This window comes from Aestuariibaculum sp. YM273 (genome assembly GCF_030908365.1).
Lineage (GTDB): Bacteria > Bacteroidota > Bacteroidia > Flavobacteriales > Flavobacteriaceae > Aestuariibaculum > Aestuariibaculum marinum.
The window spans coordinates 2,277,989-2,291,789 of sequence record NZ_CP133090.1 but is presented as its reverse complement, the minus strand read 5'-3'; the positions used below and the strand labels follow the sequence as shown (position 1 = coordinate 2,291,789).

At 36.3% G+C, this 13,801-nt stretch carries 13 protein-coding genes; 11 read left to right on the top strand and 2 right to left on the bottom strand.

The features are described 5' to 3' along the window. The first annotated feature begins 22 nt into the window (after nucleotides 1-22). The gene (locus RBH94_RS09775) at nucleotides 23-2,212 is read left to right on the top strand and encodes an ATP-binding protein (RefSeq protein ID WP_307880737.1); all 2,190 of its coding nucleotides are present in this window, start codon (nucleotides 23-25) and stop codon (nucleotides 2,210-2,212) included. On the opposite strand, the gene lpxK is transcribed toward RBH94_RS09775, so the two are convergent. Beyond that, nucleotides 2,213-3,238 carry a tetraacyldisaccharide 4'-kinase gene (lpxK, locus tag RBH94_RS09770; RefSeq protein ID WP_307880736.1) on the bottom strand — a complete coding sequence of 342 codons (1,026 nt, stop codon included), beginning with the start codon at nucleotides 3,236-3,238 and terminating at the stop codon, nucleotides 2,213-2,215. It abuts the gene before it with no gap. A 121-nt stretch (nucleotides 3,239-3,359) separates the two neighbouring features. Between lpxK and RBH94_RS09765 the strand changes: the two genes are divergently transcribed. The 3 genes from RBH94_RS09765 (at nucleotide 3,360) to msrA (ending at nucleotide 6,020) form a co-directional block, all read left to right on the top strand. Continuing rightward, a complete protein-coding gene (locus tag RBH94_RS09765; RefSeq protein WP_307880735.1) occupies nucleotides 3,360-4,454 on the top strand; it encodes a Nif3-like dinuclear metal center hexameric protein in 1,095 nt (364 codons plus the stop codon). A gap of 3 nt (nucleotides 4,455-4,457) precedes the next feature. Further along, a complete protein-coding gene (locus RBH94_RS09760) occupies nucleotides 4,458-5,240 on the top strand; it encodes a zinc ribbon domain-containing protein (RefSeq protein WP_188224343.1) in 783 nt (260 codons plus the stop codon). Nucleotides 5,241-5,363: 123 nt separating this feature from the next. After that, entirely contained in the window at nucleotides 5,364-6,020 is a 657-nt protein-coding gene (msrA, locus tag RBH94_RS09755) for a peptide-methionine (S)-S-oxide reductase MsrA (protein ID WP_307880734.1), read from the top strand. A gap of 128 nt (nucleotides 6,021-6,148) precedes the next feature. Here the strand turns inward: msrA and RBH94_RS09750 are convergent, their stop codons facing one another. Then, nucleotides 6,149-6,568, bottom strand: coding sequence for a (4Fe-4S)-binding protein (locus RBH94_RS09750; RefSeq protein ID WP_307880733.1), 420 nt, complete (start codon nucleotides 6,566-6,568; stop codon nucleotides 6,149-6,151). A gap of 114 nt (nucleotides 6,569-6,682) precedes the next feature. On the opposite strand from RBH94_RS09750, the gene kynU reads away from it, so the two are divergent. The 7 genes from kynU (at nucleotide 6,683) to RBH94_RS09715 (ending at nucleotide 13,791) form a co-directional block, all read left to right on the top strand. Next, entirely contained in the window at nucleotides 6,683-7,954 is a 1,272-nt protein-coding gene (gene kynU, locus RBH94_RS09745; RefSeq protein ID WP_307880732.1) for a kynureninase, read from the top strand. After that, nucleotides 7,947-9,368 carry an NAD(P)/FAD-dependent oxidoreductase gene (locus RBH94_RS09740; protein ID WP_307880731.1) on the top strand — a complete coding sequence of 474 codons (1,422 nt, stop codon included), beginning with the start codon at nucleotides 7,947-7,949 and terminating at the stop codon, nucleotides 9,366-9,368. Before kynU ends, RBH94_RS09740 begins: the two co-directional genes overlap by 8 nt. A 10-nt stretch (nucleotides 9,369-9,378) precedes the next feature. Beyond that, nucleotides 9,379-9,783 (top strand): RidA family protein, encoded by a 405-nt coding sequence (locus RBH94_RS09735; protein ID WP_307880730.1) that lies wholly within the window; start codon nucleotides 9,379-9,381, stop codon nucleotides 9,781-9,783. Next, entirely contained in the window at nucleotides 9,783-11,222 is a 1,440-nt protein-coding gene (locus RBH94_RS09730; protein ID WP_307880729.1) for an aldehyde dehydrogenase, read from the top strand. Before RBH94_RS09735 ends, RBH94_RS09730 begins: the two co-directional genes overlap by 1 nt. Nucleotides 11,223-11,258: 36 nt before the next feature. After that, a complete protein-coding gene (locus tag RBH94_RS09725; protein ID WP_307880728.1) occupies nucleotides 11,259-12,041 on the top strand; it encodes an SDR family oxidoreductase in 783 nt (260 codons plus the stop codon). 93 nt (nucleotides 12,042-12,134) lie between these two features. Next, complete coding sequence (locus RBH94_RS09720) at nucleotides 12,135-12,671, top strand: 3-hydroxyanthranilate 3,4-dioxygenase (RefSeq protein ID WP_307880727.1); 537 nt, start codon at nucleotides 12,135-12,137, stop codon at nucleotides 12,669-12,671. A 34-nt stretch (nucleotides 12,672-12,705) separates the two neighbouring features. Beyond that, complete coding sequence (locus tag RBH94_RS09715) at nucleotides 12,706-13,791, top strand: amidohydrolase family protein (RefSeq protein WP_307880726.1); 1,086 nt, start codon at nucleotides 12,706-12,708, stop codon at nucleotides 13,789-13,791. The last annotated feature ends 10 nt before the right edge of the window (nucleotides 13,792-13,801 follow it).

Sequence of the window (13,801 nt, the reverse complement as noted above, 5' to 3'; positions counted from 1 at the left end):
CCTACTACTATTGCTCTTTAGTATGTGCGTATCATCGCAGAATTCTGCGAATGATGACCCTGAGTTGATTCAAAATGAAATTAATTATCATATTGAAAATGCTCAAACTAATCTGGAAAACTTCAGCTATTACGAAGCTCAAAAAAACCTTGATTCTGCACTAAAGATTGCAGAAAACACTAACAGTAAAGAAAACATAGCCATAATTTATGCCTTAAAAGGAAAGCTTCAACTATATGTTGAAGAGCTTGAGCAGGCTATTAACTCTTTAAATAAAGCTGTTGAAATTCAGCGTACCATAAACGATAATGTTAATCTAGGTAAATCGTATAAAATTTTTGGCGATGTTTATGCCGCCAAAAAAATGTACTATCAAGCCTTAGATTCGTACAGAGCGGCAAAATCAAAATTTGAAGAAGAAGAATTACATGCAGATTTAGCCGATGTGCTTCTCGCTGAAGGTAAAACCTATTTGCTGCTAAAGAATTACAACAGAGCCCGAGATGTTATCGAACAATCCTTAGCCTTAGCACGTAAAAATGATTTATTAAAAATTCAAAGTGAAGATTTAGTTTATCACGCCATTATTTACAATAAACTAAAAAATAATGAAAAAGCTCTAACACTGGCTAACGAAGGTGTGGCTATTGCAAAGCAAGAAGGATATTTAAGTATTCTCGATAAAGGCTATTTAATACGAAGTGATATTTATAACGAACTTGAAAATTACAAAGCTTCAAGAGAGAATTTAAAACATCATATTGAAATTTCTGACTCTCTAGCTGGTATTAAACGTGCCAACTATTCTAAAGCTCAGGAAACGCAAGCTAAATTAGATTACGCACTTCAGGAAAATGCAAAATTATCGGAAGACAAGGAAAAAGCCGAAGACGATAAAAATTTAGGTACCTTAATCTCCATTTTAAGTGTTGCCTTAATTACCATCCTATCGTTATTAACACTGTCGCTGTATAAAAACAACAACATTAGATTAAAGACCAATAATATGCTCCACAAGAAAAACGGAGAACTTATTATTGCTAAAGAAAAAGCGGAATTAGCATCAAAAACAAAAGCTAATTTCCTTTCAACTGTAACACATGAATTGCGCACACCGCTTTACGCTGTAACAGGTTTAAGTAATATGTTACTAGAGGAAAACCCAAAACCTGAGCAAATTCAGCATTTAAAGTCCTTGAAATTCTCTGGAGACTATCTGCTGACTTTCATTAACGATATTCTTCAAATTAATAAAATTGAAGCCAATAAAGTAGACATTGAACCAGAACCGTTCAACCTTAAGAAAAAAATCAACAATATTATCCTCGCTTTAAACAATTCTGCTCAAGATAATAATGTAAAAATACATCTGGAATACGACACCACGCTTGGTGAAAACTTTATCGCCGATCAAATTAAAATATCTCAAATTCTTATTAATTTGGTTGGTAATTCTATTAAGTTTACTAAAGACGGTGATATCTGGATTAGAATCTATAAAATTGAAGAGAACGGTAACATCTACACCCTTCGCTTTGAGGTAGAAGATAACGGTATTGGTATAAGCCAAGAGAAACAGGACCACATGTTCGAAAGTTTCTCACAAGGATCAATTCAAATCAATCGTAAGTACGGAGGTACCGGATTAGGTTTATCTATTGTTAAAGGTTTAATAGATATTCTAAAAGGAAAAATTTACGTAAAGAGTGAACTTGGAAAAGGCACAACGTTCTACTTCGAAATTCCTTTAGAACATACTGCTACCGAAGAAAACTTAGAAAACAAGACCACCTATTTTAGTGGAAACCCTGAAGAATTAGACTTAGAAAACGTTAAGGTATTAGTTGTTGAAGACAATAAAATCAACCAGATGATTACTAAGAAAATCTTAACTAAGATGAAGCTGAATTGTGAGATTGTTGATAATGGTGAAGCTGCGGTAGATAAGGTTAAAACCAATAAGTACGACATTATTTTAATGGATATACACATGCCTGGTATTAGCGGTATAGAGGCGACTAAAATTGTTAGAACCTTTGATAAGGAGCTTACTATTTTTGCCCTTACAGCCGTAACTATTGAAGATAAAATGCATGAGTTTGAGGAAGCTGGATTTACCGACATCATTCCTAAACCTTTTAAACAGGAAGAGTTCGAGAAAAAGCTTTATAATGCATTGGCTTCAAATAAAGGAAAGTCTGAAACAGCTTAATCACTGTTTAACAAAATCTAAAATTAATTTATCAAAGACTTCTGGCCTATCAATTTTAGTTTTTATTGGCAGGTAATACAACTTACCTTTAAGTACATCATATTGTTTTAGTCGCATAAAATCTTTCTCAGTTGTTAAAATAACCGACTTTGTACTTAAGAATAAAATCTCATGATCCGTGAAATTATGATGATCATCAAAATCCAAATGATCGAAATTTCGCTGTTTATCCTTTAAATATTTCACCAAAGTATTGGCATTAGCAATACCGGTAACCAAGGTAAAATCATTAAAAGATTCCAAACTTACAGATTGATTCCATGAATGCACATGGGTATCATAAGCTATAGAACTAAAAAACACTTCCTGATTCTTTTCAGGCTTAATAGCTTTTATAATATGTGCTTTTCTAGCTTCACTTAAATTGTACGGACACTTAGTAATTACAATTAGGTTAGCACGTTTTGCTCCACTTCTAGGCTCACGCAAATTACCCGTAGGTAACATCCAGTCTTTGGTATAAATATTACTATAGGCTGATAATAAAATATTAAACCCGGCCTTAACTTTTCTATGTTGATAGGCATCATCTAATAATACAACCTCTGGAGATTTATCTAGGGATTGTAATTGCTTAATGCCGTTTCTGCGATCTGCATCGACAGCTACTAGAATATCATTACCAAACTTGTTATAGAATTGAAAAGGCTCATCGCCTAAGGTTTCAACGATAGATTGTTCATCTCCTAACTGAAAACCTTCGCTTTCACGCTTGTAGCCCCTACTCAACGTTGCTACAAAATAGTCATCCTTCAATAAATTAATTAAATACTCTATCATTGGTGTTTTACCGGTTCCGCCAACACTTAAGTTACCCACACATATCACCGGAAAATTATAAGATGTCGCTGTTTTTATACCTCTATCATACAACACATTTCTTAAACGGGTGATTAAATAATATACAGGTACAAACGGAAAGACTATTTTTCTAATTAACTTCATCAGGCCCCAATCTAGTTTCATTTTAACGTGGCAATATAAGCATTTTTCCTCTCATTAAATAAGCTTTTGGATTTCTAAAACTTAATAAATATTGCCTCAAAATGACTTAAAATTTTATCTTTGATATAAAGAAATCAATTTCATGATAATTCAAGATGTTATTAATCACTTGGAGACCTTAGCTCCTTTAGCTTACGCTGAAGATTTTGATAATGTCGGGCTGCTTGTTGGTGATAAAAAAGCGAAATTAACGGGCGTGTTAGTAACCCTTGACACTTTGGAAGCTGTTGTTGATGAAGCTATCGAAAATAATTGCAACTTAATTGTAAGCTTCCACCCTATCATCTTTAAGGGACTGAAGAAAATCACAGGAAAAACGTACGTGGAGCGCGTGGTTCTCAAGGCTATAAAACATGACATTGCTATATACACTATGCATACGGCATTAGACAATGCATTTCAAGGTGTTAACGACATGATTTGTAATCAGCTTCAATTAACTAACAAACAGGTTTTAATTCCGCAACCACAAACCATAAAAAAACTAACTACTTACGTTCCTAAAAATGAAGCCGAGCAACTTAGAGCAGCTTTATTCGAAGCAGGCGCCGGAACTATAGGTAATTATAGTAATTGCAGTTTTAATGTAGAAGGTTATGGTACTTTTAACGGTAACGAAAATGCAAATCCAACTATTGGAGAACCTGGCACGACACATACCGAAACCGAAACAAAAATAACCGTTACCTTTCCAAAGCATTTAGAATCTCAGATTCTGAAAACCTTATTTAAAAAGCATTCTTACGAAGAAGTGGCTTACGAGGTCATTACTATTGAAAATAAAAATCAGCATATTGGTATAGGAATGGTTGGCGAATTTGACCAACCAATGGATGAAAAAAGCTTTCTGACCTATATTAAAGATAAAATGAATACCGAATGTATTCGACATTCTGCTTTTTTAAACAAAAAGATTAAAAAAGTTGCCGTGCTTGGAGGCTCCGGAAGTTTTGCTATTGGCGCAGCCAAAGCTACTGGTGCTGATGCATTTATCACAGCCGATTTAAAATATCACGACTTTTTTACGGCGGAAAACAACATTCTACTAACTGATATTGGGCATTATGAAAGTGAACAGTTCACAAAAAACGGTTTAGTAGCGCATCTTACAAAAAAAATTACTAATTTTGCAATCATTTTATCAAAGACAAATACCAATCCTGTTAAGTATTTTTAAAGTATGGCTAAAAATAAAGAAGTAACTGTTGAAGAGCGCTTAAGAGCTTTATACGATTTACAACTCATCGATTCTCGTATAGATGAAATTAGAAATGTTCGAGGAGAACTTCCTTTAGAAGTTCGTGATTTAGAAGATGAAGTTGCCGGACTAAACATCAGATTAGATAAATTAGTTTCTAGTTTAGAAGTTATCGACAACGATATTACATCTAGAAAGAATCTTATTGAAGAAGCTAAAGCTTTAATTAAAAAGTATACTGAGCAACAAAAGAATGTTAGAAATAACAGAGAGTACAATTCTTTAACTAAAGAAGTTGAATTCCAGGAATTAGAGATTCAATTAGCAGAAAAACATATTAAAGAATTTAAAGTTCAAATCGAACAGAAAAAAGAAGTTATCGCTGAAACTAAAGAGCGTTTAAAAGAACGTGAAACACACCTTAAACACAAAAAAGGTGAATTGAACGATATTTTAGCCGAAACTGAAAAAGAAGAGCAAGCTTTAATTCAAAAATCTGAGGATTACAAAAACCAAATCGAAGATCGTTTAGTTTCTGCTTACACCAGAATTCGTCAAAACGTTAAAAATGGTTTAGCAGTAGTGCCTATTGAAAGAGGAGCGTCTGGAGGATCTTTCTTTACAATTCCACCACAGGTTCAGGTAGAAATTGCTTCTCGCAAAAAAATCATTACCGATGAGCACAGTGGACGTATCTTGGTTGATGCACAGTTAGCTGAAGAACAAAAAGAAAAAATGGAAAAATTATTCGCTAAAATAAGCTAATAACTTTCTAACTAAATATTTAAAAGCCTTTACCAAAATTTGAGTAAAGGCTTTTTTATTTTTTAACATTAAGGTTTTTCATATTCTAACGTCTAAACAAAAAAACGTAACAACTCGAAACCAATGAAACACCTTATTCTTACCCTTATGCTTTCGTTACTTATAAGCTGCCAGAATACTGCTCAGAATTCTAAAGCACAAAATGCCATAATACACGCCAACCCGGTTGAAGTCCCTATAAAAAACGGAAAAGCACGTGCTTATTTTGCCAGTGGCTGTTTTTGGTGTGTGGAAGCCATTTATGAAAGCATTAAAGGGGTAGATGAAGTGATTAGTGGATATTCCGGTGGACATACTAAAAACCCGACTTACGAAACAAACAACACAGGTAAAACGGGTCATGCCGAATCGGTTGAAGTGATTTACGATCCCGAAATTGTTAGTTTCTCAACCCTGGTAGATGTGTATTTTGGATCACAAAATGTGACTCAGGTTAACGGACAAGGCAATGATATTGGATCGCAATACCGTTCTATTATTTTTTATCAGAATGAAGCTCAAAAAGAAATCATTCTAAAGAAAAAAGCCGACTTATCTAAAAAGCTTAATGCCAAAATCGCCGCCGAAATCTATCCGTTTCAAAAATTCTGGAAAGCCGAAGATTATCATCAAAACTACGAACGCCTGCATCCTAACAATCCTTATGTGCGAAATGTATCAATTCCAAGACTGAATCGGTTTAAAGCTAAATTTCCTGAGTTGTTAAAAGAAAAATATTAAAACTTGAAATAAAAACATCCAAACCTAAAATATAATCGTATTTAATATAAAAGGATTGAGAATATTCCGCGTAAGCGTCTCTATATATTTAAAGCGCTTCAACTACATAGTTGAAGCGCTTTCTCTTTTTAGCCTTTAAAATTTTCCTTGGCATGCGAACCATCACAAAACGGTTTATTACCCGAATGTCCACACCTGCAAAATGCCGTTGTTTTATTTTTCACCTCCTGAGTGCCATCCTTGTGACTTATATGCAGCGTACCATAAACCAATAACGGACCATCTTCTAAAACCTCAACATGAGCTTCTAAAACTTCAGAGGTCTTATCTTTTTTATCGTTCATATAATAGCTTAAAGCTCCCGAAGGACAAGCCTTAACTTGGTCTACTAAAGTTTCTGTTTTTGCCGCATCAATATTAATCCATGGACGTACCATAGGCTGAAAAACACGAGGTAATCCTTTTGCACAAATCCCCGAATGAATACATTTTTCGGGTTTCCAAACAATAGTCACTTCTCCATTTGTATATTCTTTTATCTTACTCATAACTAACGTGTTTCATTAAATATACAAAATTTTGAAGTTGAAATCAGACTAGATTAACAACTTTATTCCTAACTTTAGAAGGCATAATTTTTTAGAAAACCAAAAGAAAATATTTTGTTCGACTATAAATCAGGTCTCGATTTTGCCAAAGAATTAGACCAAAAAGACACATTAGCACCTTACCGAAATCAATTTCACATTCCAAAAGATCAAAACGGAAATGATTTGATTTACCTCTGCGGAAATTCCTTAGGATTACAGCCTAAAACAACTAAAGCTTACGTTAACCAGGAACTTGAAGACTGGGCCAATTTAGGGGTTGAAGGCCATACCGAAGCCAGACATCCGTGGTTACCTTATCATGAGTTTTTAGCAGAAAGCATGGCTAAAGTAGTTGGCGCAAAACCTATCGAAGTTGTGGTGATGAACACGCTAACGGCAAACCTTCATTTTATGATGGTATCATTTTACCAACCAACACCAGAACGTTATAAAATATTAATAGAAGCCGACGCATTTCCATCAGACAAATATGCCGTAGAATCGCAATTACGCCATCATGGTTACGATGATAAGGAAGGTGTGATTCTTTGGAAAGCTCGTGAAGGCGAAGAACTTTTACGCTATGAAGATTTAGAAGCTATTTTAGAAAAACACGGTAACGAGATTGCTCTTATTATGATTGGTGGCGTAAATTATTATACCGGACAATATTTCGACTTAAAAAAAATAACTCAATTAGGACATCTATACGGTTGCATGGTTGGTTTCGACTGTGCGCATGGTGCGGGAAATGTGCCTTTAAATCTACACGATTCCGGAGCAGATTTTGCCGTGTGGTGTACTTATAAATATTTAAACTCTGGTCCGGGTAGTTTGGCAGGCGCCTTTGTACATGAGCGCCATGCTTACAACAAAAACTTAAACCGATTTACAGGTTGGTGGAGCCATAACAAACAAACGCGTTTTAACATGCGCGATGAATTCGACCAACTTCCGGGAGCAGAAGGCTGGCAATTAAGCAATCCGCCTATCCTGTCCATGGCTGCTATTAGAGCCTCGTTAGATATGTTCAACGAGGTGGGTTTTGAAAAACTTACTGAAAAATCTAGAAAACTAACGGGGTATTTTGAGTTTTTAATCAACGAACTCAACAACGAACACATTAAAATTATTACACCAAAAAGCAGTGATGAACGTGGTTGCCAGTTATCCATTCAGGTTAAAAATGCTGATAAAACATTACATCAAAAATTAACAGAAGCAGGAATTATTTGCGACTGGCGTGAACCCGATGTGATTCGCTGTGCGCCTGTACCGCTTTATAACTCATTTGAAGATGTGTATAAAATGGTTGAAATTTTAAAAGCTATTTTGAATGAATAAAAACCAAACCATACAAATTATAGGCGCCGGACTTTGTGGTTCACTGCTTGCTTTACGACTTGGACAACGTGGTTTTAAGGTTGAAGTTTTTGAAAAACGTCCCGACCTGAGAAAAGTAGACATCAGTGCCGGGCGCTCCATTAATCTTGCGTTTTCCAACCGAGGCATTAAGGCGATGAATCTGGTTGGTATTCAACATAAAGTAGAGCCACTTTGTATTCCTATGCATGGTCGCATGTTACACGATATAGAAGGCAATACCCTATTGTCGCCATATAGCGGAAAGGAGAACGAATATATCAACTCCATTTCCCGAACAGATTTAAATGCACTGCTTTTAGATGAAGCTGAAGCTTTAAATAATGTTACCATTCATTTTAACCATAAATGTACTTCGGTAGATTTTGAAAACAACAAATCCCATTTTTATAAATATGAAGATAAAACCGAATTTTCAAAACCAGCCGATGTAATTATCGGTACCGATGGTGCAGGCTCCGTACTACGAAAAAGCTATTATCTAGGAAAGAAATTTTTATTCAGTTTTTCGCAGGATTATCTGACTCATGGCTATAAGGAACTAAGCATTCTCCCTACTGAGAATGGCGGATTTAAAACTTTTAAAAACGCATTACACATTTGGGGACGTGATTCATTTATGCTGATTGCTCTACCTAATTTAGATGGCAGTTTTACGGTGACCTTATTTTTAATTTATGAAGATGGGGAGTATAATTTCAATAATCTAACAACTCCAGAACGCGTTACTGCATTCTTTTCAACTTACTTTAAAGATGCTTTAGAGTTGATGCCTAATCTGTTGGACGACTTTTTTAAAAATCCGACGTCACCTTTGGGAACTGTAAAATGTTCACCCTGGCATTATAAAGGAAATACCTTGTTATTAGGAGATGCTGCACATGCCATCGTTCCGTTTTACGGACAAGGAATGAATGCTTCCTTTGAAGATGTTACTGAATTTGATAAATTGTTAGATGAAAATTTCACCGATTGGGAAAGCCTCTTTAAAGCCTTTGAAACAGGTCGAAAAAAAGACACCGATGCCATTGCCGATTTAGCCATCGATAATTTTCATGAAATGAAAGGCCATGTGAACAATGCTATTTTCCGCGAAAAGCGTAACTTAGAAATGGCTTTCGAAAAAACATTTCCAGAAGCTTATGCCTCGAAATACGGCCTGGTAACCTTTAATGAAAACATAGGCTATCGCGAAGCCATGTTAAGAGGACGAGCTCAAGACAAAGCTATTTTAAACATGCTGACTGATGGCGATATAGAAACACCGCTTAAACTGGACAACAAAACCTGGCTTGAACACACCTTAAAACAAGTTCAGGCAGAAACCGAACATATTTTAGAAGAAGACCGTATTGCTAAAAATATGCATCACTAAAAACAAGACTATGAAAAGCGAAGCTGTAAAACCCCGAGGCGCCTATCCGCATACCAAACGTGTGGGCGATTTTATATTCGTTTCTGGAACCAGTTCCCGTCGACCTGACAATTCTATTGCCGGTGTTGATATTATTGACAATATGGGGACGAAACATTTAAATATTGAAGTTCAAACACGTGAGGTGATTAAAAACATAGAAAAGAATTTAGCCAAAAAAGGTGCTACACTTAAAGACGTAGTAGATGTCACTACCTTTCTTGTTAATATGAACGATTTTGCAGGCTATAATAAAGCTTACGCTGAGTTTTTTGATCAGGAAACCGGCCCAACAAGAACCACAGTGGCGGTTCATCAATTACCACATCCTGATTTGGTTGTCGAAATTAAAGTCATGGCTTATAAAAAACTGTAATGCTTAAAATTCAAAACTACATAAATGGCAATTTTCATGATCCATTATCTAATGAATGGTTAGACAACTATTGTCCTGCTAATGGAGAAATTTATGGTAGTTTACCCAATTCTGGGAAAGAAGATGTAGACAATGCATACATAGCAGCGCAATCGGCTTTTCCCGGTTGGTCGCAAACCTCATTAGACGAGCGCAGCCGTATTTTAATAAGAATTTCAAAAGGCATTGAAGCCAATTTAGATCGCTTTGCCGAAATGGAAAGTAGAGATAATGGCAAACCGTTAAGTTTAGCCAAAACTATTGATATACCAAGAGCTGCCAGTAACTTCCGTTTTTTTGCTCATGCCATCACTCAGTTTTCAAGTGAAAGCCACCAAAGTATTGGTCAAGATGCTGTAAATTATACATTAAGACAACCTATTGGAGTTGCGGGGTGTATTTCTCCATGGAATCTTCCGTTGTATTTATTTACCTGGAAAATTGCACCTGCGATTGCAGCTGGTAATTGTGTGGTTGCCAAACCCAGTGAAATCACTCCTGCAACAGCTTATTTACTGGGAGACATTTGTAACGAAGCAGGCTTGCCTAAAGGCGTTTTAAATATTGTTCATGGGGTAGGTTCTACAACCGGACAAGCCATTATTGAACATTCCGATATCAAAGCTATTTCCTTTACAGGAGGCACAAAAACCGGAGCACATATAGCCAAAACAGCTGCGCCATTATTTAAAAAATTATCTTTAGAACTTGGTGGTAAAAATCCGAATATCATTTTTGCCGACTGCGACTATAAGGACATGTTAGAAACAACGGTAAAATCGTCGTTTGCTAATCAAGGACAGATTTGCTTATGTGGCAGTCGCATTTTTGTAGAACGAACTATTTACGACCAATTTAAAACTGATTTTATAAACAAGGTAAAACACCTTAAAGTTGGACACCCCTCAGATAACAAAACAGATATTGGTGCATTGGTATCGAAATCACATCTTGAAAAGGTGCTAAGCTATATTGAAATTGCTAAAAAGCATCATACCATTTTATACGGCGGCAATAAAGTGACTGTTGACGGTTACGAAAATGGTTATTATTTAGAACCAACCATTATTGAAGTTGATAGTAATGATTGCCAGCTAAATCAGGAAGAAATATTTGGCCCTGTGGTTACTATGATGCCTTTTGATACCGAAGACGACGTGTTACAAATGGCCAATCAGGTAAAATATGGCTTATCGACTACTCTTTGGACTAACAATTTAAAACGCACCATGCGCTTAAGTAATCAATTACAAGCCGGAATCATATGGGTAAACACTTGGATGTTACGAGATTTACGAACGCCTTTTGGAGGCATGAAAGCTTCAGGTGTTGGACGCGAAGGTGGTTTTGAAGCCTTACGCTTTTTTACCGAAGCTAAAAATGTATGTATAAAATATTGACATTAAACTAAACCTTTGTAGATAAAATAAAACTAAATGAATTTAAACTTAAAAAACAAATACGCTTTAGTTTGCGGAAGTACCGCCGGAATTGGTAAAGCAACCGCCATAGCACTAGCCGAAGAAGGTGCCATAGTCACCTTAGTTGCTAGGAACCGGGACAAACTAAAACAAGTTCTTACCGAATTACCCAATAGCGACAAACACGATTTTATTGTTGCCGATTTCTCTAACCCGAGAGATTTACAGGAACAAGTTATTAAGTATGTTGAAAAACACCATGGATTTCATATTCTCATTAATAATACTGGAGGGCCGAGAAGTGGTGAAATTATTAACGCCAGTCTCGATGAATTCGATAATGCTTTTATTCAGCATTTAAAATGCAATCATGTGTTAGCACAATCGACCATTCCGTTTATGAAAGACGAAGGCTTTGGCAGAATTGTGAACATCATTTCTACATCGGTTAAAGAACCTATTCCCGGACTTGGCGTAAGTAACACCATTCGAGGTGCTGTGGGGAACTGGAGTAAAACACTAGCTACCGAAGTTGCCGCCTTTGGCATCACAGTAAACAATGTACTACCCGGTTTTACTGAAACAGAACGCCTAAACGAAATCGTACAAATTAAAGCCAAAAATGAAGATAGAACATTTGAAGACATGGCTGAAATTATGAAAAACTACACGCCTGCCAAACGTTTTGCTCAACCCGAAGAAACGGCTAATGCCATTGTATTCCTGGCAAGCGAAGCGGCTAGTTACATAAACGGAATTAACATTCCTGTTGATGGCGGACGCACAAAAAGTTTGTAACTTTAGAAAAGAATCATTGCGTGAGGGATTAAAACAAGCTACCATGTAGCGTGGAAAGCCCGACCTGAAGAGGCACGCCCAAAACATAAAACCATGAGCAAATTAGTTTCTCCTTTAAATTTTAAAGACTGGATTGAAGAACACCGACACCTTTTAAAACCACCGGTAGGCAATAAAGTAGTATGGAAAGATGGTGATTTTATTGTCATGGTTGTCGGAGGACCAAACAGCAGAAAAGATTACCATTACAACGAAACACCGGAATTTTTCTATCAAATAGAAGGTCATATTGTTTTAAAAATTATCGATAACGGCGAGCCCAAAGATGTTCATATTAAAGAAGGGGATATTTATTTACTGCCGCCAAAAGTTCCGCATTCACCGCAACGTGGCGCCAATACCGTTGGTCTGGTTATAGAATACAAACGCCCTGAAGGCATGAAAGATGCCCTGCTTTGGTTTTGCGAATCGTGCACCACGAAACTATATGGAGAAGATTTTACTTTAGATAATATTGAAACCGATATGCCTAAAATATTCGATAAGTATTACAATGACCTTGAAAAACGTACTTGTCCTAACTGTGGTTCAATTATGCAACCTCCTAAAAAAGTAAAAATAGAAGACTAATTACAGATTCTTAAACGCATTGAGAATATCACCTATGGAACAACGCAAACTTAGAATTAACGGACATTCACATCTTCTTCCTTACCCAGAAGAAATTCCTGATTTTATGCGTGAAAAAGGTATTTTTTGGGTTGATAAAGACCGAAAATTTATGCTTCAAAAAGACTGGAAACGCCCAGTTACAGACTCTAGTTTCTTCTTGCATGAAAAACTAGAATGGATGGAGCGTTACAAAATCGACCATGCTGTGGTTTTAAATCTGTCTCAACTTTACGGTAACGGTTTACGTGTCGAGGAAATGAAACAAGCCTTACGTTTTCAAAACGATTTTAATGCCCGTATTCAACACCAGTACCCGAGTAAATTTACCTGCGGTTTTGTAGTACACCCCGGATTTGTTAGAAGTGCTTGTTGGGAAATAGAGCGTTGTGTTGAAGAAAACGGCATGAGTCTTTTATGTCTGCCAACCCACTATATGGACTCCATAGGAACCTGGCGTTGTATTTTTGATGAAGAAAACGAACCCATCTTCGAACTGGCTAACAAATACAATCTGGCGGTTGAAATTCACCCGTATGATGGTGAAAAGTTTATAAAACTTGAAAATACATCCTGGCGTTTTCACCTCATCTGGATGTTAGCGCAATGTGCCGATGCTTATCATTTTTTAACCTTAAACGGCTATCAGGAAAAATACCCGAACATGCGCACGTGTTTCGCCCATGGTGGGCAGTTGGCACAAATTAACTTAGGTCGCAGAATTCAAGGGTTCGATGGCCGTCCGGACTTGTTCGAAGGCAAACACCACCCCAGAAAAGCTGTAGGTCATAAAAACATCTTTTTCGACACGCTGGTACACGATACCGGTTCTTTAGAATTATTGATAAAAAACCAAGGCGTTAAACAGGTCTTAATGGGCTTAGATGATCCCTATCCTCTCGGAGAAATGGAAAGCATTAAGCAATCGTCTTACCCCGGTAAAATTTTAGATTTAGCTATTGAACGTAAAATCATTTCGGAAAACGACCGTGATGCCATCTGGCAAAATAATGTAATTCAATGGTTGCATGGAGACGATGAAATCGCGAAACAAAAATTGGTTGATAGAATATTAGGATAACGAAATAAAA

Excerpts from the sequence above, each read along its gene's own strand:
- RBH94_RS09750 (WP_307880733.1), bottom strand. The coding sequence starts at position 6,568 with ATGAGTAAGATAAAAGAATATACAAATGGAGAAGTGACTATTGTTTGG.
- RBH94_RS09765 (WP_307880735.1), top strand. The coding sequence starts at position 3,360 with ATGATAATTCAAGATGTTATTAATCACTTGGAGACCTTAGCTCCTTTA.
- lpxK (WP_307880736.1), bottom strand. The coding sequence starts at position 3,238 with ATGAAACTAGATTGGGGCCTGATGAAGTTAATTAGAAAAATAGTCTTT.
- msrA (WP_307880734.1), top strand. The coding sequence starts at position 5,364 with ATGAAACACCTTATTCTTACCCTTATGCTTTCGTTACTTATAAGCTGC.
- RBH94_RS09735 (WP_307880730.1), top strand. The coding sequence starts at position 9,379 with ATGAAAAGCGAAGCTGTAAAACCCCGAGGCGCCTATCCGCATACCAAA.
- RBH94_RS09740 (WP_307880731.1), top strand. The coding sequence starts at position 7,947 with ATGAATAAAAACCAAACCATACAAATTATAGGCGCCGGACTTTGTGGT.
- RBH94_RS09720 (WP_307880727.1), top strand. The coding sequence starts at position 12,135 with ATGAGCAAATTAGTTTCTCCTTTAAATTTTAAAGACTGGATTGAAGAA.
- RBH94_RS09775 (WP_307880737.1), top strand. The coding sequence starts at position 23 with ATGTGCGTATCATCGCAGAATTCTGCGAATGATGACCCTGAGTTGATT.
- RBH94_RS09725 (WP_307880728.1), top strand. The coding sequence starts at position 11,259 with ATGAATTTAAACTTAAAAAACAAATACGCTTTAGTTTGCGGAAGTACC.
- RBH94_RS09730 (WP_307880729.1), top strand. The coding sequence starts at position 9,783 with ATGCTTAAAATTCAAAACTACATAAATGGCAATTTTCATGATCCATTA.
- RBH94_RS09760 (WP_188224343.1), top strand. The coding sequence starts at position 4,458 with ATGGCTAAAAATAAAGAAGTAACTGTTGAAGAGCGCTTAAGAGCTTTA.
- RBH94_RS09715 (WP_307880726.1), top strand. The coding sequence starts at position 12,706 with ATGGAACAACGCAAACTTAGAATTAACGGACATTCACATCTTCTTCCT.